Below are 24,759 nucleotides of genomic sequence, written 5' to 3' on the forward strand. Positions count from 1 at the left end.
AAATAGCTTGCGAATACGGTGGCATTGCCGATAACCTTACTTTGCTTCGCAATACTTTTGCGTTTAAAGATTTATCAGATAACGCCGACTTCATAAAGACCTCAATAGAAGGCATTCAAGGTGACCTTATTTTTAGCAATACAAAACCCAACCAAAAGGCTTATACCGAGGTTGCTTTCTTTGACCTACCGACCTCTGAGAACCTAAAAAATTACGCTAAACGTGCCGTTGAGTACGATTGTGAGTTTATTATGCTCATTATTGAGTCAAATGTACAGGCCGAATACGATAAAATCTTTCCTGCCGTGCAAGAGGCCGTTAAAGGGCTGAGCCGCCCTGTTGCTCCGGTTGCGTTTACAGACTCCGTAAAATATCGTCTTTCGCAACTTACCGATAGCTTCGAATTAGTTGTAAATGATTGGAAAACGAGGTCGGATAATGGTAAGAAGAAAGTAAAGGTGATCTTGGAAGAAGATCTGATTTTCGAAAATAAGAAAATCGAAAATCCGCTGCCAGATATTGTGGATGTAGCTCCGATCGTCACTCCGCCGCCTGTAGTTACCCTACCCAACAATCTGCCTAATCAACTTCCGAGAGAAAACATTACAGGATATACAAAAGAAATTGTTGTCAATCAAAATTTCCAGTTCAGGATTCCCGAAAACTTATTTTATGACACCGATGGCTTCATTGCCTACATAGAAGTTATTGAAGCCCCAAAATGGATTGACTTTAATCGTTTCGAGCTAAATTTTTACGGGAAAGCCCCATTTTTGGGTAAATATAAGGTAAAAGTGAGGGTGTATGATAATGCTGGCGGTATGCTCGAATCAGCCATTTTTGTAGAAATTGTCCCACCAATTATTAATTTCGAGCTCATCAAGGGCGATTATTTCGATGTACCGATTCAACCATTTGGTTACATTCCAAATAAACGTACACTCTATCTCGATGCTTTACCAGACATAACAAATATAATTGCTCACTGCAATCTTGATACAATCAATATGGTTTTTGAGCTGAATGGTCCATATAAATTTAAACGTAGTTCAGATAAATTACCGTATAACCTTTTTGGTGAAGGGCGAGGATTGAAGTTTCCCGTTGGTACTTACACGCTCAGTGCTAAAGCGTACAAACAAGATTCAGTAATTTCGTCGAAAACCATTCAATTTTTTGTGAAGGCTTCTACCAATACTTCGAGCAATATCCTTCAGGATTGGAATGCCTACCCAATTCCGTTTCAGCAAGTGTGTAATATCAAAATTCCCGAAACCGAAGACGTAGAAAAACTCAGTTTTGCCTACTACTCAATGTCTGGCAAGAAACAGCCTATCAAGAAAGATTATGTAACTTTCGTAGATAAAACTGCTTACATAGATTTAGGCCATGCTGATATTCCAACGGGAAATTACATCATCGAAATTAGTAGAGATACCGAAGTCATAAAGACGATTCGAGTCAGTAAAAATAATTAAGATTGAACGATTTTTCTCGTAGAAATTCCTATTTATTTGAATATCAAATCTTTCACGTAATACATAAATAAGGTTTGCACTACAGCCCAAGCAGCGGCACTTATGAGCATCTGGAGAAGTATCGCTTTTTTATCATAGCGAAAAGCTATACTCAATGCAGCCCCTACCGGTGGAGTAAACAAAATTGGAGTCAGGAATGCTATCCCAATCAATCCGAACTTTTGACGAATTTTTACACCAAATCGAGTCATTTTTGTAAACTTTTTTGGCTTATCTTTACGGAATATTTTTCTGATAAAATCACCAGAAAATACGATTAATGAAACAGTAAGCATCATTCCCACAACCGAGCAGACTGCTGTCTCAACCCAAGATAATTTGATGGCCAGACCAGTAAGTGGCCCACCCGCAAACTTCAGCATACTTATAGCAATTACCGATAAATACTTAGCAAAATTCATAATCTTGTTTCTTTTGTTGTGTAATTCTGTTTTTCGAATAACTATTTGTTAGCAAATAAATCTAATTTTTAACCAAATATAATACAAAGCTTGCTAATACCGTCGATAGAATTGTTGAAAGGTAGAGTGCAAGCCTAAACGCTAAACAAAAAACATGAAACTACCTTTACTAACAACATTTTTACTCCTACTGTTTTTTAATACTAACGCTCAAGACGCACCATCTGATACACTCCAACCAATTAAGCCTGATACAAATATGCCAGCTGATTCGACAGCAGAGGAGGAAGAAGAAGAGGGTGATGAAGAAGGAGAAGAAGAAGAGGAAAAAGATGATACTCCAGCCAAATTTCGCTACCGAATTGCCACCGATGGCACTTATACTTCTGGAAACGTCAATCGAGCTTTGATTCAGTTTTCATCGGCTTTGGATTTCAACAACAGCAAAATCATTAAATTTTCGAGTAGTCCATCTTACATTTATGGTCAGCAAAATAAAATTTTGGCCGAAAAAGAACTCTTCGTTGATTTCCGAACCAGTATTCTGCACGAACGAAAATTTTATTATTTGGCCTTTACTTCATTCGAAAAAAGTAACCTTCGGAAAATCAACGATCGTTTCATCGGAGCTGCCGGAGTAGGTTTGAAACTCATTCAGCGACCAAATACCTACATTTCAGCTACCAATGTTTTTCTCTACGAAAAAACCGACTTTGAAGTAAATGAGAGATTTCCCGACCGCAATCTTTGGCGTAATTCGACACGTATTTTTGGTGAATACACTTTCCATGATAGCAAACTCAGCCTTTCGCACACGCTCTTTTTGCAACCCAGTATTACGGAAAAAAACTTTCGGTGGAATGGTAATCTGATTCTGAAATACCAATTATCAAAACACATTAGTTTCCGTAGCACGGTCGAAAACTCTTATGAAAGTATAGTAGTACCTGGCCGACAAAATAACGATTTCCGTTGGACATTCGGGATAGCTTACGAAGGCAAGAAATAAAGCAAAAGGGCTAATTTTGTTATGAAATTAGCCCTTTTTTATCATTCAAGCAAGACACAAAATCAGCAACTTGCAAACAAATAAATTATTGATTGTCAAGCAATTACAACTCAATTGACTGCGGATTATTTATAAAAAAGCTGCAACCAAATTGAGCGAGATAGCCGATACATCAATGGAAACACCAAAACCGTAAAGAGTAGGTATCCACCGATAAAAATTCTCCAATCAACACGTGTTTCCAAATATAGATAGTATGCGACTAAGGCAATCACAAAAAAAGCGATATTAAAGGCATAGCTCACATACATTGCACCATAGAAAAATCCCATTTCTTTTTCATACCTAATTCCACATTTCGGGCAATGCTCATACATAACGGTCATTTTTCCAAACTCGTAAGGATTTTTAGATACAAACATATCGCCTTCATGGCAATTTGGACATTTCATTTTAACGGCTGCTTCTAAACTATTCATTTATTTGGCTCAAAAAGAGACTTTAAAGTAGATAAAAAATATATTTTGATAGGAAGATTAACGCAAAAGCAATTCTTTAACGATTACCCAACACCCAACTATCAATACAAACCACCCAAAAGCAGGTTTTAGTTGGTCGCCATCTATCTTTTTTGATAAATAGCCACCTGTCAGGATTCCTGCGATGGTCAATGCAGCAAATTTCGTCAAAAAATACCAGTCGAGAGCTATTCCTGCCGAAAAATCGCCGATTGCACCAAACGCCGAGTTAATTGTAATAATCAGAAGCGATGTCCCGACGGCCTTTTTCATGGGTAATTTTGCAAAAACTACCATTGCCGGAATAATCATAAAACCTCCGCCCGCACCCACAAAGCCCGTCAGAATTCCAACCAAAATTCCTTCTACAAAAATCATCCAATAACTGACCTTATGCCCGATTTGCTCGCTTGGCTTTTTGTTACTCCGAATCATCGAATACGATGCTCCAATCATCAATACCGCAAAAATAAGCATCACCATCAGATTCTTTGACACCGAAAAATCTGTCGATTGATAAACCACTTCTGGAATGTGCGGCATCACGAATTTTCGCATCAAAAACACCATAATGAAGGCAGGAAACGAAAAAAAAAGACCTTTTTGTAAATCAACTAAATCTTTTCTGAAATAATCAATCGAACCAACCAAAGACGTAATTCCAACGATAAAAAGCGAATAAGTAGTGGCCATTGTGGGTGGAACGCCAAGAATATACACCAAAACCGTAATTGTGAGTATCGAACCACCAGCTCCTACTAAGCCCAGCGTTATGCCAATAATAAAGGCCAATATAAACCCTACAATTTCCATAGATTTTAATCAATTTTATTCTGTGTAGAATATTGCAATTTATAGAAATTAAATACCAATACGTAAATTTTATTGTATTTTTCTAATATACTTACTTGATAGAAAAAGTGAGTTTTTGAAATGGCTCTCGAAAAAAATAATCAAAAATTATGAATCTGATAAATGATGATTAAATTTGCTAAAAACCTGCCAAATAATACTATGCTAAAAAAAATTACGCTTCTTCTCACACTTAGTTCAACCATCGTACTTGCCCAAATTGAGAAAGCACCTAATCGTGCTGAGGGCGAATACGCCAATCGTACCATTATCAGGGGTGTGACCCTCATCAACAGTACTGGAGCTCCGCCAGTTGGGCCAGTAGATATTGTTATCGAAAAAAACAGAATTGCACAAATCAAGCAAGTGGGCTATCCCGGGGTGCCGATTGAGCCGAAAAGCCGCCCAAAACTCAACGAAGGCGACAAAGAACTTGATTGTACGGGCATGTACCTCATGCCGGGTTTTGTAGATATGCACGGCCATATTGGCGGGAAATCTCAGGGAACTCCAGCCGAATACGTATTTAAACTTTGGCTCGGCCACGGAATCACGACCATCCGTGACCCTTCGGCAGGAAATGGTCTTGACTGGACACTCGACCAAAAACGTAGAAGTGAGAAAAACGAAATTACGGCTCCACGTATCAAAGCCTACACTGCTTTTGGTATGGGAAGCGATAAACCAATCACCACACCCGAAGAGGCTCGTCAGTGGGTGCGTGATAATGCCGCCAAAGGAGCAGACGGTATCAAGTTTTTTGGAGCAGAACCTGCGGTTTTTAGAGCAGCTCTCGAAGAAAACAAGAAAATCGGTCTTCGTTCGGCTTGTCACCATGCTCAGTTGGAAGTGGCTCGAATGAACGTACTGGCTACAGCGAAGGCAGGATTAACCACAATGGAACACTGGTATGGCCTACCAGAAGCACTTTTTGATGAACGTACTTTACAGAATTATCCTGCCGATTATAACTACAATAACGAACAAAACCGTTTTGAAGAAGCAGGAAAACTTTGGAAACAAGCAGCCGAGCCTGGTTCGGCCAAATGGAATCAGGTAATGGACGAGCTGCTAAAAATTGATTTTACACTCGACCCAACCTTCAATATCTACGAAGCCAATCGTGAATTGATGCTCGCCCGTAGAGCCGAGTGGCACGATGAATATACCCTTCCAGCAGTTTGGCGTTTTTATGGCCCAAGCAGAATTTCGCACGGTTCGTATTGGTTAAATTGGGGAACAGAGCAGGAGGTAGCTTGGAAAGAAAATTATCGCATTTGGATGCGTTTTGTGAACGAATACAAAAATAAAGGTGGACGCGTAACAACTGGTTCAGACTCTGGTTTTATCTATCAGCTTTATGGTTTTGCATATATCCGTGAACTTGAATTATTACGCGAAGCGGGTTTCCACCCACTCGAAGTGATTCGTGCCGCTACCATCAAAGGTGCAGAGGCACTCGGAATGGCCGACCAAATTGGTTCGGTTGAAGTTGGGAAATTAGCCGATTTTGTAATTACCGAAGAGAACCCCTTGGCAAACCTTAAAACACTCTATGGTACTGGAGCTATCAAAGTAAATGATAAAAACGAAGTTACGAGAGTTGGGGGTGTAAAATATACCGTAAAAGACGGCGTAATTTATGATGCAAAGAAACTCTTGGCCGATGTGCGTAAGATGGTAGCAGATGCCAAAACTAAAGAGAACTTTGAGATTACTCAACCAGGTATTCCGCAAAAAGGAGCTTCAAAAGTGCAAGGTGCCGAAAAGAATTAAATGCTTCAATAATTTCTCAAAACTAACATGAAAGGTGTCTTGGCTAAATAGCAAGGACACCTTTTTTTTTACCATCTTGCTACCTTCCGATAAGATTTAATGTATATATTATGATATGGCTTTTTTTTTCATTTAAATTCACATTACGAATTTAATACTATTTATAACTAATCGCCCGTTAGATATGAGACAAACTATACTTATTAAAATCCTTTCGTCAATATTCATTTTCTGTTATATTAATGCTCATGCCCAAAGACTAAAATACCACCGTATTGAGGCAAACATTGAGCCAACTCAACTTGAATATTTAATGAATAATGGTCTCGAAATTGACCATTTTGGCTACGAAGATAAAAAGCATTTTACAGCCGAGGTTTCTGACCACGACATTGCTTTATTCAAAAAAAACAAAATTAGCTTCAAGTATATCATCAAAGATTTAGAGCAAAACTACAAGAAAATCAATGATGAAATCAACCGCAAAAATGCCAAAATGAAAGTTAATGTAGCAACTCCCTCTAACTTTGCATTAGGTTCGTATGCGGGCTTTTATACCTTAACAGAGTTGAATACTATCTTAGACCAAATGCGAGCGTTGTATCCGAATCTGATTTCGGCGAAGACAAGTATTGGTAATTCGCTTGAAGGCCGCCCAATGTATTTGGTAAAGATCAGCGATAATCCCGACCAAGACGAAAACGAACCAGAGATCTGTTTAAATGCAGTGCATCACGCCCGTGAGCCGATGAGTATGAGCCAGTTAATATTTTTTATGTGGCATTTGCTCGAGAATTATAATACTGACAAGGAAATCAAAACCCTATTGAATAGCTCGGAGATATATATCATTCCATGCGTAAACCCTGATGGCTATGTTTATAACCAAACCACAAACCCTAATGGTGGTGGCATGTGGCGAAAAAATAGAAAAAATAATGGTAATGGCACTTTTGGTGTAGATTTAAATAGAAACTATGGATATAACTGGGGCTTCGATAATACAGGATCTTCTGGTACTACAAGCTCAGAAACCTACAGAGGAACTGCCGGTTTTTCAGAAATCGAAACCGTAAATATGCGAAATTTCTATAATCAACGCAGTATCGTTTCAACTTTCAGCTTCCACTCTTACGGTAATTATTGTATTCACCCTAACGAATGGGAAAAGACCAACACTAATCCTGAAAAAGCACTTTTCCAACAAATGGGAGCTTATTTTACGGCAGAAAATGGTTTTAAATATGGTAATGTTTGGGAAACATTGGCTTACCTCTCTAATGGTGGTGCAGGCGATTGGCTTTACCACGAACAAACAACTAAAGGTAAAATCTATACATTTACACCCGAAATTGGGTCATCGACTGATGGTTTTTGGCCAGCTTCTTCCCGAATTATTCCTTTGTGTAATTCGGCAATTGAAATGAATAAAAAGCTTTTGAGAGTTTCCACTTTTTATGCAAAAGCAACTCCGAGTAATACATCGTTTAGTACATTATCGGCATCGTTAGCCTACCAATTTCAAAATTTTAGTGTAAAACCAGCCACTTATACTGTTTCGTTAGCACCTGTTTCATCACAAATCACTTCGGTTGGTTCGCCTAAAACTTATTCAAACTTAGCCATGTTACAAACCCAAGCCGATGGCATAAGTTTTACCGTTGATTCAAGCACAGCTTTAGGATCAACATTGAAATTTTTATTGACAGTTGATAATGGGCTCTCGGCTCAAACAGATACGGTTTCATTAATTTATGATTGTGGAGTACCTACTAACCTAATCAGTAGTAATATCAGTTCTACTTCCGCTACCTTAACCTGGACAGGTATTAGTAATGTAAACAACTACTTTGTTTCGTACAAAACTGTGTCCGCCACAACTTGGGGAACAGAAATTCCTGTAACGGGTACAACTCTCAATATTTCGGGTTTGACAGGTTTTACAGATTACAATTGGCGAGTACGTTCGTCATGTGGTGGGTTTAGTACAACAGGTAGTTTCAAAACTCAGTGTGGTACGCCAGCCTCATTGACAACAACAGCTTTGAGCAGCACGAGTGCCACACTCGCTTGGGGAGCGGTTTCTTCAGCTACCTCTTACGCTATTCAATACCGCCCAGTTGGTAGTACAACCTGGACAAATGCGACCGCCACAACGAGTAGTTTAGCTATTACTGGCTTAGGGGCTTTTGCGGCTCATGAGTTTCAGGTAAGAGCAACTTGTAGCACTTCCGCTGGCGTATTTTCACCATCAGCCAATTTCACTACCTACTGTCCAGGAGCAACCGCCCCATCAGCTACTTGTACGCCTGCTAAATGCTTCAATGAATCTACTGGTTTGGTTTCTATGGAAGCCGAAAACTTCAATACGAGAGTAACTGGCACTGGCTCAGCCGCCAGCCGATCTTGGACAACCCTCAGTGTAAGCACCGCCTCGGGAGGAATCTGTATGACTACTTCTGGCACTGGGGTAAACACAGGAACAGCTCTGAATGGCCCGCGTATGGACTATCCGATTTTTTTTAGTACCACTGGCACTTATTATATTTGGGTAAGAATGGCGGCAGGAAACCAAACAACTAACGATGATTCATTCCATGTAGGTGTTGATGGAGTTGGACGTACGAACACGATGACAACTACAGGCAACTACAATAATGGTAGCACAAGCTGGACATGGGTTGGCTCAATCAATTCGGTTAGAATTTCGGTAAATATTCCGACAACTGGCTATCATACCCTCAATGTATGGATGCGTGAAGACGGAACTCGAATTGATAAAATTATCATGAGTAATTCGGTAGCTTTCACCCCTTCTGGAACTGGAAATGCCCAAAGTGCATCGTGTAACACGCCTGTTGTGGCCCAAGCTCGTACAACCACAGAAGCTGTAGGAGAAGTAAGATTCAGTGAAGAATTGACCGATGAAATCAACGCAACGGCATATCCGAATCCGTTTACGAATGAGTTGATTATTGATTTCCAAAAATCAAAAACTACAGGAATGAATCTTAGATTGCTCGATATGAATGGCCGTGAAGTTCACCAACAAACTTTAACCGAGTCGGAAAGAGAGGTAATTCTGAACCCTGCGAATCTTCCAGCAGGCAATTATTTGATTGATATGCGTCGTGGAAATAAGAAGAAAGTGATTCGTGTGAATAAAAACTAAGTGTGGTAAGTTTAAGGAAGCCTTCGCCTAAAGCGAAGGCTTCCTTTTATTTTATCTTATTTTGCAGTTCCCCTTGAGGGGCGGAGGGGCTACTTAAACCACAACAACATCCAAAGGAGCAATTACTGGCGTTTCTTTCTTTTCTTCGGGAAGAATAAAATTCAACGGATTGGCTACTTTTTCCTGTAAAAGAGCTATTTCAAGCACTTCATCTACATAATCTACATAGTGGAAAGTTAATCCTGTGGTGTATACTTCGCCTACCTCTTCCACATCTTTGCGGTTTTTATAACACATAATGATGTCTTTTATGCCCGCACGTTTAGCTGCCAAGATTTTCTCTTTGATACCACCCACTGGCAATACTTTTCCACGTAGTGTAATTTCACCTGTCATGGCCGTGTTTGGCTTAATTTTCCGCTGGGTAAACATCGAAGCCATAGAAGTAAGCATCGTAATACCCGCCGAAGGGCCATCTTTTGGCACTGCTCCTTGCGGAACGTGTACGTGAAGGTCGTAATGCTGGAAAATTCGATAATCAATTCCTAAACCATCAGCGTGCGATTTTAAGTAAGAAAGAGCCGTCATGGCTGATTCTTTCATTACATCGCCCAGTTGTCCCGAAAGTGTGAGTTGTCCACGTCCACGGCTAAGGCTTGATTCAATGAAAAGAATATCACCACCAACCGAAGTCCACGCCAAGCCAGTTACTACGCCTGGCACATCGTTTCCTTCGTACAAATCTTTGTCGAAAATTATCCCTCCGAGCATTTTTTCTACGTGTTCGGCTTTCACAGTTTTAGGATATTCTTCGCCCATGGCTATCGACTTAGCGATTTTTCTGACCAAAGAACCAATCTGCTGTTCCAAACGTCGGACGCCCGACTCACGCGTATAGCCTTCGATTACTTTCTGAATGGCTTTATCATCAACCTTCAAATCTTTTGGCTTGATTCCGTGTTGCTCCAATTGCTTCGGTACAAGATGCTTACGAGCAATTTCTATTTTCTCCTCAACGGTGTAACCCGAAATTTCAATGATTTCCATTCTGTCTCGCAATGGACCTTGAACGGTATCGAGCGAGTTGGCTGTTGCGATGAAAAGCACCTTCGAGAGGTCGTAATCTACTTCCAAATAATTATCTTTGAAAGCGTTATTTTGCTCAGGGTCAAGCACTTCGAGCAAGGCCGACGAAGGGTCGCCACGTTGGTCACGATTTACTTTATCAATCTCATCGAGTACAAAAACAGGGTTCGATGATTTTGCTTTTTGAAGATTCGTAATCAACTTACCCGGCATTGCACCGATATACGTTTTGCGGTGTCCACGAATTTCGGCTTCGTCGTGCAAGCCACCGAGTGCCATTCTGACGTAGTTTCTACCCAAAGCTTTTGCGATTGATTTCCCCAAAGAAGTTTTACCAACTCCCGGAGGGCCATACAAACACAAAATCGGAGCTTTCATATCATTTCTGAGCTTTAAAACCGCCAAATATTCTATGATACGCTCTTTTACTTTTTCGAGGCCTGAGTGGTCAGAATCTAAAATTTTCTTGGCCCGTTTGAGGTCAAAGTTATCTTTCGTAAATTCTCCCCACGGCAATTCGACCATTGTTTCGGCATAATTCAACGAAACACCGTATTCGGGCGACATCGAATTCATGCGTAGAATTTTATTCAATTCTTTATTGAAATGATCGTTTGCTTCTTTTGTCCATTTCTTTTTCGAGCCTTTTGCACGAAGTTTTTCCACTTCTTGATCGGGCGATTCCATGCCCAATTCTTCTTGCAAAACCTTGATTTGTTGACGCAAATAATATTCTTTTTGCTGTTGGTCAATATCAATGCTGGCTTTACTCTGAATATCACGCTTGATTTCCAGCACTTGAATCTCTTTCATCATGTGTTCGAGTAGCTTATGGGCTTGCTCGCCACCATCAAAAGTTTCGAGAAGCAATTGCTTTTCGCTGATTTCGATGTTGAGGTTTGAAGAAAGAAAATGCGTCAAGAAACTCGGACTATCAATATTACTGATAGCCATTTGGGCATCACGTGGAATATCGGGATTGAGGTTCAGAATTTTGTAAGAAGCCTCTTTCAAACTCTGAATCAATGCTTTTGTTTCTTTCTTACGTACATTCGGGAAACTTTCGGGAATATACTTCACCTTTGCCATCAGATGAGGCTCAGTTTGGGTGTATTCAAGCACTTCAAAACGACGACGACCTTGAATAATAACCGTTACGTTACCATCAGGTAGTACAATCATTTTCAGAATATGGGCAATTGTTCCGACTTTAAATAAATCTTCGGGCGTAGGCTCATTCTGTGTATGGCGTACCTGTGCTACCACTCCAACCGTGCGGTCGGTGCGGTAAGCTTTTTTTACCATTTTAATAAACTTTTGGCGAGTAACCGTTACGGGTATTACGATTCCGGGAAACAAAACGGTATTACGTAAAGATAAAAGAGCCAGATCGGCTGGCAGATTATCTTCGTTTTCCATTACTTCTTCGGGCGAAGCAATTTCTATCATTTCAACGTTTTCAACGTCTTGTCTTGCCATTACAAGCTTTGAGATAAGTTCTCTATTCATTCACCACTATATTTTTAGACCGTTGATTTGAAACTGACTCTATTGATTTCGCTGGTATGAGCAGTGGAGTCTTTATCATCTAATTTTAATAACGGATTCGGTTAGATTAAAATCGTGTTTTATAGATTTTTTTGTAAATATTGATAATCAGCAGTTTAAGTTTTCTGTCATATTGTCAGAGTGAAAATACTAAACCTTTCTGACAATCAAAACATTTACAGGGAAATTTAATAGTTCAATACTCATGCCAAGGCACTTTTATATGGCAGTTTGGCAGAGAAATATCATCGGAAAGAGAAATTAAGGCAGAAAATAGAAGAAAACTTTTGAAGATTTAGCTTTGACAACTTTACTACACTGTAATCTAAGTAAGTACAACATTTTTTTCGTGTCCCTCCCACCTCATCGGGGAGGGAAGTAAATCAATACTTATATAGTTTACAGTGTATTTACCAATCATTATCAAAGCTAAAATAAATGATACTACTGAACCAATGTATTATTCACCTTCACATTTTTCAAAGTAAAACCTTTCACGATGCTTTTATCAATAGCGGTTTTCTTGGCTTCAATCGTAAGGTTTTCAAATTTAAAATTTGAGAGACGGTCGTTTTCTGTAATGGCTACATCATAGAATACATTGCATTTGAGGTCGATGTTTCTGAGGGTAATATTATCAGAGTACGAGAGCGGAATATCTTTTCGGCCTTGTAAATCAAAGAATTGCGTCCATGGTTTCACGTAAATTAGGCTATTAGCTTGGCCTTTGATATTTTCTACCGTGATGTATTCGTATAATTGTGGGGTATCTGGTCGCATTTTTAGCCATAAAACCCTTGTCGCATCTTTTACATAGCAGTTTCTCATTACGATATTTTTGTTATGAATGGCTTCACTCCCGCAAGTCAGAGCCGAATGACAAAAGCCAAATTCACAATTTTCGATAACAATATTGGTGTTTTCGCCATTACTCGGAATCATATCTGCCCACGGGCCTTTGCCACCTTTTAGGGCAATGGCATCATCATTGACCGACATATAACAGCCTTTTATCAACACATTCGAGCAAATATCAAGGTCGATGGCATCGGTACTCGGTGCTTTTACGGGTTGATAAGGCGAAAGGAAATTGACATTCAAAATTTTCACAAAATTACATTGATAATAATGACTCGTCCAGAAGCCCGCATTGTGCAGTTTTACATCTTGAATCTGCACGTTATTCGACTGCCAAATAAACACCAATCGTGGACGTGAAACTTCAAGATTAGTGCAGTTCGGATTTTCTTTTCGTCGTTGCCAAAAGGCTTCCCAATAACGCAAACCATTGCCATCAATTTTGCCTTTTCCCGAAATCGTAAAGCCGTCAACTCGGTAGGCATTCACCAAGGCCACAAAATAATCAAGGTTTTGACCTTCCATTCGTGAAGGCATTTTGGGGTAATCGGCAATATTATCCGAGCCTTTCAAAACTGCACCTTCCGACACATAAAGATGTGTTTTGGGTTTGAAAAATAATGCTCCACTCAGAAATGTTCCTTTCGGAATTACCACCACTCCTCCCCCATTTTTGGCGACTTCGTCAATCGTTTTCTGAATGACGGTTGTTTGTAATACAGTACTATCATTTACTGCTCCGTAATTGGTAATTACATATTGTTTACCGAGTTTACTAAGTGGAATTTTGGTAGAATCAGCAAACCATTTGGACATTATGCTGCCATCTGGGAAAATATTGTTGGCTTTTTTCTGAGCGAAAGAATGTCCCACCAAAGCGAACGTACTGATGAAAAGTATAAGGATTTTTCTCATTATGATTGTTAGGTCTATTATCGGGGTAAATATAAAATAATTCTCGACTTTTAGAATCCTGTACTCTCGGGAGTGCGATAAAACGCAGGTTTTTTGATGATTTTTTATTTACTTTGAGTAATGGTTTTTACAACTTATGATGTCTAAAGAATAAATGTCAGTATTATCAGACTATACAGAAACGCTTAAAACACTTAAAAATGCTATACTTAGTAGTCGGTATAGGGCGGCTGTACTTGTTAATCAAGAGTTATTAAGCTTATATTTTAGTGTTGGACAACTTATTTCTGAGAAAATTAAGCAGGAAAAATGGGGTGCAAAGGTTTTAGAACGCTTATCGGAAGATTTACAGAATGAATTACCAGGCTTAAAAGGATTTTCGGCAACTAATCTAAAATACATGCGAATCTTTTACGATTCTTGGCAAAGTTACTTTGGAGCAAATATCACACAAAACACTAATAATCAATCACTTATAATTAGTCAGTCGGTAACTGACCAAATTAACAAGTCGTTAGATAAACAGTTTCAAGAAAATTTCTTGCAAGTAAGCTTTACTCATCATATTGCTATTCTCTCAAAAACACAGAGTATTGAAGAACGAATCTTTTACATATACAAAACCTCACAAAATTTTTGGTCAGTAGAAACACTCAAACACCACCTTAAAGCCAATCTATTTCAAAAAGAAGGAAGCCTTCCAAATAACTTCTCTCAAATCATTACAAACAATGACCTCAGAGCCAAAGCCCTTCAGTCATTCAAAGATGAATATTTGCTTGATTTTATTAACATCGAAGACCCAGACGAAGAAGATGAAAAGCTAATCGAAAATGGAATAGTAAGAAATATCAAAAAGTTTTTGCTTTCGCTCGGAGCTGATTTTGCCTTTTTAGGAAATCAGTTTAGGCTGCTTGTTGAAGAAGACGAATACTTCATTGACCTACTTTTTTTTAATCGAAAATTACAATGTTTGGTTGCTTTCGAACTAAAAAAAGGAAAATTCAAACCCGAATATATGGGAAAAATGAATTTTTATTTGTCAGCATTAGATGAATACATCAAACAACCTCACGAAAATCCATCTATTGGAATTATCCTTTGCAAAGAAAAAAATAATAAAATAGTCGAATTTTCCTTCCGTGATTTTAGTAAAGCAATGGGTGTTGCTACTTATAAAACTGCCAATGAAGTACCCGAGCAATATAAGAATGCACTACCAAATGCCGACACACTCAGAAAATTAATGGATTAATAAACTACCAATCAACAAACCCATAACCAATGAAAAGACTTTTTTTCCTTATCCTCTTACTTATCAACACTTTATCAAGTTTTGCACAAAAAGAACCTGATTTCTTGACTAATTATAATAAACGTTGGGTAGATTCGGTTTTCACGACACTAACGCTCGACGAGAAAATTGGGCAACTACTCATGCCTCGTGGCAATACTTCTGGCCGACCACACGACGTAGAAAAACTCAAACGTTGGGTAAAAGATAATCGAATCGGTGGAATTGTGATGTTTGCCGCTCCACCAACCGTGCAAGCCCGCATCGTGAACGAACTCCAAGCACTATCGAAAGTACCTTTATTAATAGGCATGGATTTGGAATGGGGTTTAGCCATGCGACTCGACAGCACGGTACGTTTTCCGTACCAAATGACGCTCGGAGCCATGCAAGGCAACGAAAAGTTACTTTTTGATATGGGCGTTGAAGTAGCCAAACAATGCCGCCGAATTGGGGTACACATCAATTACGCTCCTGTGGTTGATGTCAATATAAATCCTAATAATCCTGTTATCAATTTCCGTTCGTTTGGCGAAAACCAAGAAGATGTTGCCAACAAAGCCCTCGCCTACATGCAAGGTATGAATAGCGAACATTTGCTTACTTCTGCCAAACACTTCCCTGGTCATGGCGATACGGGCGTTGATTCACACTTCGATTTGCCCTTGATTCCGCACGACCGCAAACGTTTAGATGCTGTTGAGTTTTATCCATATAAAAAACTGATAGACAATGGTTTAAGTGGAATCATGACTTCACATTTGAGTGTTCCTGTATTAGATACAAGTAAAAATCTGGCGGCAACTTTTTCTAAAAGAATCGTTACTGATATTTTACGTAAAGACCTCAATTTCAAGGGTTTGACTTTCACCGATGCGATGGATATGCAGGGTGCAATCAAGTATTTCTCGAAAGGCGAAGCCAACGTAAGAGCGGTTTTAGCAGGAAATGATATTCTTGAAACATTTGAAGACGCCGAAGGTGCAATTTTGGCCATCAAAACGGCCATTGCCAACAAAGAAATTTCGATGGAAGAAATTGATTTCCGAGTACGTAAAATCTTGATGGCAAAATCGTGGGTTGGATTGGATAAATATCGCCCAACCGACATCAAAAATTTGATTGCAGATTTGAACACTACAAAATCAGATTTATTGAATCGTCAGTTTGCAGAAGCAACAATTACCTTAGTAAAAAATGATGATAAAACACTGCCTATCAAAGATTTAACTAAACGCATCGCCAGCGTTTCGATTGATGCAGTTCAGCCAACGGCTTTCCAAAAAATGACCGATAATTATACAACTATCGACCATTTTTTGCTTCCCCCAAACGCACCTGATTCGAGCATCAACAAGGTTTTAGCACAAACTCAAAACTACGATGTGATTTTGGTAAACTTACACCTCAATAATATTCGTCCAGCCGCCAAATATGGCATTACCGATGCCAACAAAAAAGCTTTAAAAGCACTCGTAAATACTGGCAAGGCAATTACAACCATCTTCGGTAACCCTTATTCGCTTGATAAATTTGATGATTTAGAAAAGTCGAAAGCCATTGTAATGGCTTATCAGTTAACCAATTATATGGAAGAAGCAGCCGCCCAAGCGATTTTTGGAGCGATTCCGATTTTGGGTAAACTGCCAGTTTCTATCAATAATACTTACAAATATGGTATGGGAGAAAGTACTCAATCAATCGGACGTTTAGCTTATGGAATTCCCGAAATGGTCGGACTCGATGGTGTGGAATTTAACAGAAGAATTGACTCCGTTATCAACCTCGGGCTTCGTGAAAAAGCTTACCCTGGAGCAACCATGCAAGTGGCCAAAGATGGTCGAGTAATTTATCAGAAAGCATTCGGGTTTCATACTTACGAGGCAGCTAATGGAGCAGTTTTAGCAAATACTGATGCTAAATTTAAAGCTGATAACAAAAATGACGTAATGGACGAAGCCGTGAAAAAAGCAAATGCAAACACCGCCATGAACTCATCGAAGACAAGTACGAAAGGAATTGTTAATTTAACCGACCTCTACGACCTTGCTTCGGTTACAAAAGTAAGTACCTCAGCTTTGGCAGTAATGCAATTAATGAGCGAAGGAAAATTTGATTTGGATAAATCTTTCAAAGACTATTACCCAGCATTTGCTGATGGTAACAAAGCAAATTTACGCTTCCGTGATATGCTTACGCACAAATCGGGACTAAAAGCTTGGATTCCATTTTGGATGGATTGTATTGATTCGGTTAAAACTGTCAGAAATAGTGTAGTTTTCAAAGAGAAGTATGCTTCTCAATACAAAAAGAAGTTGTTTATGAGTAGAAAGAAATATGATTTGATTATTGCGAAAGCGATAAAAGAAAATAAAACACTTTGGAAAGATTGTCTTTCACCAAAAACAATGGTTTGGAAGCCAAATACACTTTCTACCAAGCAATCGGCTGATTTTTCGGTGCAAGTTGCTGATACACTTTGGCTACATAAAGATTACCGAAAAGTTATCTTCGATGCCATCGAAAACTCGCCAGTAAAACCCGACCAAGGATATGTGTATAGCGATTTGCATTATTATACTTATCCAACATTCATTGCCGATTTAGTGGGTATGCCGTGGGAAGATTATTTAAAGAAAACCTACAAACAAATTGGAGCTAACTCTTTGACCTACAACCCTTTGCGTTTTTATTCAAAAGATAAAATTGTTCCATCAGAAAGAGATACTTTATTCAGAAAAACTGTCATTCATGGCCGTGTGCATGATGAAGGTGCAGGAATGTTAGATGGGGTTTCAGGTCATGCAGGACTTTTCGGAAACGTTAACGACCTCACAAAATTAATGCAGATGTATTTGCAGAAAGGCTATTATGGCGGCACACAATTTATCAAACCAGAAGTGCTTGCTGAGTGTACGAAATACCAATTTCCAGAGTTAAAAAATCGCCGTGCAATTGCTTTTGACAAATTAGATTTTAATCCAAAAGTAGGAAATGGCCCAACGTCGGCATCGCCCGAAAGTTTCGGACACTCAGGTTTTACGGGAACATTCGTTTGGGTTGAGCCGAAATATAATTTTGTTTATACTTTCTTATCGAACCGAGTTTATCCAACCCGTGATAATGTAAAGATTAGTACGCTCAATATCAGAACCGAAGTTGGCGAGCAGATTTATAAAATGATAAAGTAACACAAGTCTCCCGACTTGTCAAGCGAGCAATTTAGAAATCGGGTGGCTGATGCCATTGTCCTACTTTACAAGCTAATTTCGGTGGTTGAGCAGAGTCGAAACCACCGAAATTAGAAAATTACTTCCCCGCCCTCATCAAACTAAGGGCTTTATTACAAAACACAAATTCTTCTAACTCAGGCACGGTATCGCCCATGATGGTTTGGCTGTTGCCTTCCCAAAGTTTTTTACCTTTGTGCAAAAACATAATTTTATCGCCAATCGAAAGTACGGAGTTCATATCGTGGGTAATTACTACGGTTGTAATATCAAACTCATCCGTAATTTCCTTGATTAATTCATCAATTTTTATCGAAGTCAGCGGGTCAAGGCCAGAGTTTGGTTCATCACAAAACAAATATTTGGGGTTCATCACAATCGCTCGGGCAATGCCAACACGCTTTTTCATTCCTCCCGAAATCTCCGATGGCATTCGTCCGCCCGTTCCTTCCAGCCCAACTCTTTGTAAGCAAAACTCTACTCGGTCTTTCTTTTCACCTTCGCCCATTTTTGTGAGCATATCAAGCGGAAATTGCACATTTTCGTGTACAGTTTTAGAGTCAAACAATGCTCCGCCTTGAAAAAGTACGCCCATTTCTCGGCGAATATCTTTTTTATCTTCTTCGTCGCCTACATAAAAATCTCGGCCATCGTAAAGTGTGTTACCAGCCTCGGGGCGTACCAAATCGAGCATACATTTCAATAATACGCTTTTTCCTGTACCACTTGCACCAATAACCAAGCTTGTTTCGCCTTTCTTGAAAACGCCACTGACATTATCCAAAACTTGGCGACCGTTGAAAGACTTTGATATATTTTTTATTTCAATCATAAACCCCCAGCCCCTAAAGGGGAGCAATTATTAAATGTTAAACATTCTATCATTCACTCAATCATTCATTCTATCATTCAAAATTAAGTCAAAAGCTCTGCCAAAAGATAATCGGCAATTAGAACCGCAATACAACTATTGGTTACGGCCGATGTACTGGCCTGCCCTACTTCCAATGCACCTCCACGAGTATTATAGCCTTGAAAAGCCGAAATTGTGGAAATCAGAAAACCAAAAACTACTGCTTTGATGATAGAAATAAAGACATTAAATGGAATAAACGAATATCTGATTCCATAAATATAATCTTCGGGAGTGATGATACCCGAAAGCGTTCCTGCCAAATATCCACCCAAAATCCCCAAAAATCCTGAAATAATGGCCAACAAAGGAAACGTGAAAACCGCAGCCAATAATTTAGGTAAAACCAAATAAGATGCCGAATTAATACCCATTACTTCAAGGGCGTCAATCTGCTCGGTAATTTTCATTGTTCCGAGTTCGCCTGCGATATTCGACCCTACCTTTCCTGCCAAAACTACGCACATAAAAGTCGAAGATAATTCGAGTAAAGTCATGTCTCGCACAATATTACTCACCACATAAATCGGGATTACTGGACTCACCAAATTGGCACGGGTTTGCACACAAACCACCGCTCCAATAAAGACAGCTACGATGGCCACAATAAACACCGAACTCACCCCAATTCCGATACACTCATCAATGAATCTTTCCCAATATACTTTCAGAGATTCTCGTCGGGTGAAGAGTTTTCCCAGAAATATTAAATATCTTCCTATTACTGATAACATAGTTTTTAGCTAAATTTTAACGATATTTGCAAAGATAACGATTTGTTTAGGGTTCATGGTTCTATATTTGAGGTTTTTCTGAGAATTACAGGAAAACCAATCTAAAATACTTTATTAGTATATGAGTAGAAAATTAGCGGTAATTTCGGGTGGTACAAGAGGAATTGGGCGGGCAATTGCCGAACAATTTGCTAAAAATGATTTCGATATAGTAATTTCGGCTCGAAATGAAGCCGATTTGGCCGAAACAAAACAAGCTATCGAAGCACAATATGGTGCAAAATGCTACGTACAAAAAGCTGATTTAGCTATCAAATCTCAAGCTATCGCTTTTGCTGAGTTTATAAAATCTTTGGCTCAGCCAATCGGAATGTTGACTAATAACGCTGGTACATTTATTCCCGGTAACGTACATGAAGAGGCCGATGGCGTTTTAGAACAACTCATCGAAACCAATCTTTATAGTGCATATCACCTCACTCGTGGGCTGATTCCGACAATGATTGAGCAGCACAGCGGACATATATTCAATATATGTTCGGTAGCAAGCCTAAAAGCCTACCCGAATGGTGGCTCATACAGCATCTCAAAATTTGCTTTGTTGGGTTTCAGTAAAGTCTTGCGTGAAGAAATGAAAGATTATGGCGTAAAAGTAACCTCTGTCATGCCTGGGGCTGTTTACACCGATAGTTGGGCAGGTGCAGGAATTCCAGAAGAAAGATTTATGACCGTAGCCGATATTGCCGAAACCATCTGGAGTGCCTATAGTTTATCGAAAAATGCAGTTATCGAAGATATTGTTTTGCGTCCGCAGGGTGGCGACATATAGCCCCTCCGAACGTCGGCCGCCCCAGCCCTACCCGATAGAAAGTAAATAACTCTTTTTTATTCTTAATTTTTTTTAAAAAACATTTATATTTGACCTTTAAATACAAATAATTTTACGCTAAATGGCAACCGAATATTTAGGAATTGATGTGGGCGGTACTAACGTCAAGATGGGCATTGTTGAAGCTCAAACTGGTAAACTTTCAAATTTTTATAGCCACGATACGGCAAGCTGGCGTAAATCAGGGCATTTTGTTGAGCGTTTGGGCGATGCAATTGCGATTCAATTAGCCGAAAATAAAAGCGTAGAAAAATGCGGAATTGGTGTTCCGGGGCTTATCACCCGTGACCGTACAACTTTGGTAGAAATTACTGCAATTCCCGAAATCAACGGAACTCCAATTATACCATATTTGAAAGAACGTTTTCCGAAATGTGATTTCTTCCTCGAAAACGATGCAAATGCAGCCGCTTTGGGTGAATATTATTTCGGAGAAGACGAAGAAATTCCAGAAGACTATATCATGGTTACGCTCGGAACAGGTGTGGGCGGAGCGGCAATCATCGACAAACAAGTTTTCAAAGGTGGCGGCGGAAACGCTATGGAGCCGGGTCACATTCCATCTAAAAATGGTAAAGTTTTAGAAAGAAATATCGGTAAAAATGAATTGCTTGATTTAGCCAATAAAATGAGAGCTAACTACACTGGTAAAACCCAACTTCCTGGTGATGGCACTATCTCTACAACTGGTTTGGTGGCAGCAGCAGCCGAAGGCGATGAATTGGCTCTTCAAATTTTCAGCGAAGTAGGCGAAATGCTCGGTAATGCTCTGGTTTCGATGATTCGTATTTTGGATATCACAACAATCTTAGTCGGTGGCGGACTTTCGGCATCATTCGACTACATTTTACCAGCCATCAATAAGCAGTTAGAATATTGGCTAACGCCTTATTACCTCAAAACACTTGTAATCAAAAAAGCTACACTCGGCAATGATGCTGGTTTGCTCGGAGCGGCAAGTTTGTGTTTCTGATATAAAGTACATATATTTCTGAAAGAAAAGGTTAATTATCGGTTTGATAGTTAACCTTTTTTTATGCAAATCTTACATGATAATTTTCAGTTCATTGCCGTCTGCTTTAGCTGACGGTTAATATTATAACAAGACAAATCGGCTTCAGCCAAAATTAGTATCAGTTTTGGCTAAAGCCAATTTTGTTTTTGATTTAGTATCCGTCAGCTAAAGCAGACGGCAATGAATTTTACTTTTTTTACAAATTTATCATATAGATTTATTGATTAAAATCAATTTATCCTCAAATTCAACCAAAACCCTATACTCTAAACTATGGAAATCACTCATGCTATCTCCGATGCTGTGCTTACACTCACAGGCATTTATGTATTTTTTCGATATCTCCGAAAACTCAAATTTAATAATTGCTTGCTCTGGGAAGCCTTCGTACTTTCAATTACGGCCGCAGCTTTTTTCGGAGTTATCCGATTTTTGGGTTATGCTCCTGCCAAAACGGTTTCGGAGTTTTTCCAGCATTTAGCTGGCACAGCAGGAGCTTTTTGCTTAGTTTATGCATCGTTTTTATTAGTTCAACGAAAAACGGCTTCTCGAAATGCAACTTATATCGTATTGGCATTAGGATTCATAACTTTCGGAATTGTTCAACTAACCGATAACTCAAAAGTCTTGCAGATTGTATCAATGGTGGCAATTCCGTTGGTTTTGATTATCGGTATTTTTGGACTTATCAAAGGTCGTTCGGCTGTTGGTTCTTGGCTTATTTTGGGAGTTTTAGCATTGGTTTTGGCTACTTATAACAAAAGTTTTATGCCCAATAGCATCCTTGACCCAACCGATGTTTATCATTATTTGGTAGCCATTAGTTTGTTTTGTTTCGGAAGAGCGGCTCGCCATCATCATTCAAATTAGTCTTCAATTATCAGTTTTCAGTCTTCAAAAAAAGGCTTAGACTGTGAAAATCTAAGCCTTTTCTATGGAACTTATAATCTAAGTAATCAGATTAATAAAGTGCATTTTACAGCAATGTTAACTGCCAACTATCGACTGTTAGCTACTACTCAATCACCTTCGGTACTTGAAAATACTCGCCGTTTTGACTTGGGGCATTTTTCAAACCTTTTTCTCTTGGCAGAGCGTTTTGAGCAATATCTTCTCTGAACACATTTACCTCTTCGCTCATGTGCGTGAGTGGCTCTACATTTGTGGTATCGAGTTCTTTGAGTTGGTCCATCCAATTCAAGATTTTCGATAAATCATCTACCATTTTTTCGCTTTCTTGCTCGCTTAGTTCTAAACGAGAAAGATGTGCCATTTTTTCAACTGTCTTTTGGTCTATTTTCATATAATTAGTCAACGGTCGATTGACGACGGTCGATAGTTTTTGTAAAGCAAAATAATTATTTCCGCTGATGATAGCCTATCGACTATCAAGCTCGGTATTTATTTAACGTAGGCTGAATCACATCATAGACTTGTTGTTTCAAATCGTCTATGTCAGCTTTTGTCATGTTAGTCGTCTCGATTGGCTTATGCACAATTACCCTAATTTTATGCCATTTGAACAGCATTTCGGGCATTACTTTATAATTATCCAAAAGCGAAATCGGCACAATCGGTACTTTATTTTCGATAGCCATCGAAAATGCCCCATCTTTAAAAGGCTGTATCATTTCGGGAAAATTAGTCGAAAAAATACCTCCTTCAGGAAAAATCATAATACTTCGCCCCGATTTTAGTGCTTTTATTGAACGAGTCAATGCCTTAATCCGACTGTCTTTTGCCGACCTATCTACTTGAATATGTAGCTTGGTAAACATATATCCAAATAATGGCACTTTCTTGACCGAACTTTTCCCCATAAACGCAAAGTAGTTTTTTACTACCACGCCCATCATCGCAATATCAAGATAGCTAAAATGATTGGCACAAAAAACATACGCACGCTTTGGGTCGAGTTCTGTTTCGTATGTAACATGTACGGGCTGCCCAATTACAAAAAAGAAAATCTTGCCCCAGATACGATTACAATAATGAGCAATTGGTTTCCATTGTTCTTTTTGCAAGCAAACATAAACAATAGGAAAAAGTAATAAAAACACTACCAAAAACCAAAATGCACACCAAACTGTATATATCCAAGAAAATATCTTCATATATCTACCATTGCTCCAACTTAGGAGTTTTTCTTATTTATAAAACGTCGGCAAGGTTTGAAACCTTGCCGACGTTAAAGGGTTAATTTAATTGAAAATTACTTAATATCGCTGCGTAAATCAACTGGTTTTGCATTTTTACGCATTTTGATGTTGAGTGTTTCAACCAAAAACGAGAATGCCATTGAGAAGTAAACATAACCTTTCGGTACGTGTACTTTAAATGCCTCAGCTACGAGTAGTGTTCCAATCATCACCAAAAACGATAAAGCCAACATCTTCACCGTTGGGTGACGCTCCACAAACTCTCCTACTTTACCAGCAAAAGCCAGCATTGCAAAGGTAGAAAGAACTACTGAAACGGCCATCACCATGATATTGTTGGTCATGCCAATAGCAGTAATGATAGAGTCAATTGAGAAGACTATATTAATAATCGCAATATCAAAAATAGCTTTCGATAATTTTGATGAAGTTTTCTTAGCACTGATATTTTCTTCACGTCCTTCAAGCTTATGGTGAATCTCTGAGGTTGCTTTATACAACAAGAAAAGTCCACCAATCAATAAAATAATGTCTTTACCACTAAAACCTAAGTCAACAGGTAAGCCAAAATCTTTTAGATTAAATAAATCAGTTTGAAGTCCCAAAATCCAACCCAATACAAATAGTAAGGCAATACGAATAGCCATTGCCATTGCCAAGCCTATATTACGGGCTTTCTTCTGTTCGGCGTGTGGAAGTTTCGATGAGATAATCGAAACGAAGATGATGTTATCGACACCAAGTACAATTTCTAATAATGTCAATGTAAAAATACTTGTTAAAGCTGCTGTTGTAAGAATTTGTTCCATTTCAGGTTTAGTTTTATTTGTTTATGAAGCGAAATTAGACTTT

Annotated in this window: 19 protein-coding genes; 9 read left to right on the forward strand and 10 right to left on the reverse strand. The window is 38.9% G+C overall.

Annotated features, from left to right (window positions below; translation table 11 throughout):
• The coding region (locus ACOVO2_RS23035; RefSeq protein ID WP_421772227.1) for a hypothetical protein at positions 1-1,478 on the forward strand (1,478 nt) is incomplete at its 5' end.
• Between the two features lie 32 nt (positions 1,479-1,510).
• On the opposite strand, the gene ACOVO2_RS23040 is transcribed toward ACOVO2_RS23035, so the two are convergent.
• On the reverse strand, positions 1,511-1,939 hold the full coding sequence (locus ACOVO2_RS23040) for a hypothetical protein (RefSeq protein ID WP_421772228.1): 429 nt from the start codon (positions 1,937-1,939) through the stop codon (positions 1,511-1,513).
• A 154-nt stretch (positions 1,940-2,093) separates the two neighbouring features.
• Here ACOVO2_RS23040 and ACOVO2_RS23045 point away from each other — a divergent pair, with 154 nt between their 5' ends.
• Positions 2,094-2,948, forward strand: a complete 855-nt coding sequence (locus tag ACOVO2_RS23045) for a DUF481 domain-containing protein (protein WP_421772229.1) — start codon at positions 2,094-2,096, stop codon at positions 2,946-2,948.
• Between the two features lie 125 nt (positions 2,949-3,073).
• Here ACOVO2_RS23045 and ACOVO2_RS23050 read toward each other — a convergent pair whose 3' ends face one another.
• A complete protein-coding gene (locus tag ACOVO2_RS23050; protein WP_421772230.1) occupies positions 3,074-3,427 on the reverse strand; it encodes a DUF983 domain-containing protein in 354 nt (117 codons plus the stop codon).
• A 57-nt stretch (positions 3,428-3,484) separates the two neighbouring features.
• Complete coding sequence (locus tag ACOVO2_RS23055) at positions 3,485-4,279, reverse strand: sulfite exporter TauE/SafE family protein (RefSeq protein ID WP_421772231.1); 795 nt, start codon at positions 4,277-4,279, stop codon at positions 3,485-3,487.
• Positions 4,280-4,480: 201 nt separating this feature from the next.
• Between ACOVO2_RS23055 and ACOVO2_RS23060 the strand changes: the two genes are divergently transcribed.
• Together ACOVO2_RS23060 and ACOVO2_RS23065 are read left to right on the forward strand one after the other, a co-directional pair.
• Positions 4,481-6,094: an amidohydrolase family protein gene (locus ACOVO2_RS23060; protein ID WP_421772232.1), complete on the forward strand. Its 1,614-nt coding sequence runs from the start codon at positions 4,481-4,483 to the stop codon at positions 6,092-6,094.
• Positions 6,095-6,278: 184 nt separating this feature from the next.
• Complete coding sequence (locus ACOVO2_RS23065; RefSeq protein ID WP_421772233.1) at positions 6,279-9,266, forward strand: M14 family zinc carboxypeptidase; 2,988 nt, start codon at positions 6,279-6,281, stop codon at positions 9,264-9,266.
• Positions 9,267-9,359: 93 nt separating this feature from the next.
• Here ACOVO2_RS23065 and lon read toward each other — a convergent pair whose 3' ends face one another.
• Positions 9,360-11,861 (reverse strand): endopeptidase La, encoded by a 2,502-nt coding sequence (lon, locus tag ACOVO2_RS23070; RefSeq protein ID WP_421772234.1) that lies wholly within the window; start codon positions 11,859-11,861, stop codon positions 9,360-9,362.
• Between the two features lie 483 nt (positions 11,862-12,344).
• Positions 12,345-13,673, reverse strand: a complete 1,329-nt coding sequence (locus ACOVO2_RS23075) for a rhamnogalacturonidase (protein ID WP_421772235.1) — start codon at positions 13,671-13,673, stop codon at positions 12,345-12,347.
• A gap of 154 nt (positions 13,674-13,827) precedes the next feature.
• On the opposite strand from ACOVO2_RS23075, the gene ACOVO2_RS23080 reads away from it, so the two are divergent.
• Positions 13,828-14,928, forward strand: a complete 1,101-nt coding sequence (locus ACOVO2_RS23080; protein WP_421772236.1) for a PDDEXK nuclease domain-containing protein — start codon at positions 13,828-13,830, stop codon at positions 14,926-14,928.
• Between the two features lie 29 nt (positions 14,929-14,957).
• The gene (locus ACOVO2_RS23085; RefSeq protein WP_421772237.1) at positions 14,958-18,158 is read left to right on the forward strand and encodes a glycoside hydrolase family 3 N-terminal domain-containing protein; all 3,201 of its coding nucleotides are present in this window, start codon (positions 14,958-14,960) and stop codon (positions 18,156-18,158) included.
• Between the two features lie 118 nt (positions 18,159-18,276).
• Here the strand turns inward: ACOVO2_RS23085 and ACOVO2_RS23090 are convergent, their stop codons facing one another.
• A complete protein-coding gene (locus ACOVO2_RS23090) occupies positions 18,277-19,029 on the reverse strand; it encodes an ABC transporter ATP-binding protein (protein ID WP_421772238.1) in 753 nt (250 codons plus the stop codon).
• Positions 19,030-19,112: 83 nt separating this feature from the next.
• Entirely contained in the window at positions 19,113-19,844 is a 732-nt protein-coding gene (locus ACOVO2_RS23095; RefSeq protein ID WP_188769750.1) for an MlaE family ABC transporter permease, read from the reverse strand.
• 121 nt (positions 19,845-19,965) lie between these two features.
• On the opposite strand from ACOVO2_RS23095, the gene ACOVO2_RS23100 reads away from it, so the two are divergent.
• The 3 genes from ACOVO2_RS23100 (at position 19,966) to ACOVO2_RS23110 (ending at position 22,618) form a co-directional block, all read left to right on the forward strand.
• On the forward strand, positions 19,966-20,673 hold the full coding sequence (locus ACOVO2_RS23100) for an SDR family NAD(P)-dependent oxidoreductase (protein ID WP_421772239.1): 708 nt from the start codon (positions 19,966-19,968) through the stop codon (positions 20,671-20,673).
• A gap of 121 nt (positions 20,674-20,794) precedes the next feature.
• Entirely contained in the window at positions 20,795-21,706 is a 912-nt protein-coding gene (locus ACOVO2_RS23105) for an ROK family protein (RefSeq protein WP_421772240.1), read from the forward strand.
• A 315-nt stretch (positions 21,707-22,021) separates the two neighbouring features.
• Entirely contained in the window at positions 22,022-22,618 is a 597-nt protein-coding gene (locus ACOVO2_RS23110; protein WP_421772241.1) for a DUF6962 family protein, read from the forward strand.
• Between the two features lie 145 nt (positions 22,619-22,763).
• Here ACOVO2_RS23110 and gatC read toward each other — a convergent pair whose 3' ends face one another.
• The 3 genes from gatC to ACOVO2_RS23125 form a co-directional block, all read right to left on the reverse strand.
• A complete protein-coding gene (gene gatC, locus ACOVO2_RS23115; RefSeq protein WP_421772242.1) occupies positions 22,764-23,051 on the reverse strand; it encodes an Asp-tRNA(Asn)/Glu-tRNA(Gln) amidotransferase subunit GatC in 288 nt (95 codons plus the stop codon).
• Positions 23,052-23,136: 85 nt separating this feature from the next.
• Positions 23,137-23,862 carry a lysophospholipid acyltransferase family protein gene (locus tag ACOVO2_RS23120; RefSeq protein WP_421772243.1) on the reverse strand — a complete coding sequence of 242 codons (726 nt, stop codon included), beginning with the start codon at positions 23,860-23,862 and terminating at the stop codon, positions 23,137-23,139.
• A gap of 98 nt (positions 23,863-23,960) precedes the next feature.
• Positions 23,961-24,716 carry a TerC family protein gene (locus ACOVO2_RS23125; RefSeq protein ID WP_421772244.1) on the reverse strand — a complete coding sequence of 252 codons (756 nt, stop codon included), beginning with the start codon at positions 24,714-24,716 and terminating at the stop codon, positions 23,961-23,963.
• Positions 24,717-24,759: the final 43 nt, after the last annotated feature.

Origin of the sequence: Emticicia sp. (genome assembly GCF_049241225.1) — a bacterium.
Taxonomy (GTDB): Bacteria; Bacteroidota; Bacteroidia; order Cytophagales; family Spirosomataceae; genus Emticicia.

Excerpts from the sequence above, each read along its gene's own strand:
- ACOVO2_RS23040 (WP_421772228.1), bottom strand. The coding sequence starts at position 1,939 with ATGAATTTTGCTAAGTATTTATCGGTAATTGCTATAAGTATGCTGAAG.
- ACOVO2_RS23045 (WP_421772229.1), top strand. The coding sequence starts at position 2,094 with ATGAAACTACCTTTACTAACAACATTTTTACTCCTACTGTTTTTTAAT.
- ACOVO2_RS23050 (WP_421772230.1), bottom strand. The coding sequence starts at position 3,427 with ATGAATAGTTTAGAAGCAGCCGTTAAAATGAAATGTCCAAATTGCCAT.
- ACOVO2_RS23055 (WP_421772231.1), bottom strand. The coding sequence starts at position 4,279 with ATGGAAATTGTAGGGTTTATATTGGCCTTTATTATTGGCATAACGCTG.
- ACOVO2_RS23060 (WP_421772232.1), top strand. The coding sequence starts at position 4,481 with ATGCTAAAAAAAATTACGCTTCTTCTCACACTTAGTTCAACCATCGTA.
- ACOVO2_RS23065 (WP_421772233.1), top strand. The coding sequence starts at position 6,279 with ATGAGACAAACTATACTTATTAAAATCCTTTCGTCAATATTCATTTTC.
- lon (WP_421772234.1), bottom strand. The coding sequence starts at position 11,861 with ATGAATAGAGAACTTATCTCAAAGCTTGTAATGGCAAGACAAGACGTT.
- ACOVO2_RS23075 (WP_421772235.1), bottom strand. The coding sequence starts at position 13,673 with ATGAGAAAAATCCTTATACTTTTCATCAGTACGTTCGCTTTGGTGGGA.
- ACOVO2_RS23080 (WP_421772236.1), top strand. The coding sequence starts at position 13,828 with ATGTCAGTATTATCAGACTATACAGAAACGCTTAAAACACTTAAAAAT.
- ACOVO2_RS23085 (WP_421772237.1), top strand. The coding sequence starts at position 14,958 with ATGAAAAGACTTTTTTTCCTTATCCTCTTACTTATCAACACTTTATCA.
- ACOVO2_RS23090 (WP_421772238.1), bottom strand. The coding sequence starts at position 19,029 with ATGATTGAAATAAAAAATATATCAAAGTCTTTCAACGGTCGCCAAGTT.
- ACOVO2_RS23095 (WP_188769750.1), bottom strand. The coding sequence starts at position 19,844 with ATGTTATCAGTAATAGGAAGATATTTAATATTTCTGGGAAAACTCTTC.
- ACOVO2_RS23100 (WP_421772239.1), top strand. The coding sequence starts at position 19,966 with ATGAGTAGAAAATTAGCGGTAATTTCGGGTGGTACAAGAGGAATTGGG.
- ACOVO2_RS23105 (WP_421772240.1), top strand. The coding sequence starts at position 20,795 with ATGGCAACCGAATATTTAGGAATTGATGTGGGCGGTACTAACGTCAAG.
- ACOVO2_RS23110 (WP_421772241.1), top strand. The coding sequence starts at position 22,022 with ATGGAAATCACTCATGCTATCTCCGATGCTGTGCTTACACTCACAGGC.
- gatC (WP_421772242.1), bottom strand. The coding sequence starts at position 23,051 with ATGAAAATAGACCAAAAGACAGTTGAAAAAATGGCACATCTTTCTCGT.
- ACOVO2_RS23120 (WP_421772243.1), bottom strand. The coding sequence starts at position 23,862 with ATGAAGATATTTTCTTGGATATATACAGTTTGGTGTGCATTTTGGTTT.
- ACOVO2_RS23125 (WP_421772244.1), bottom strand. The coding sequence starts at position 24,716 with ATGGAACAAATTCTTACAACAGCAGCTTTAACAAGTATTTTTACATTG.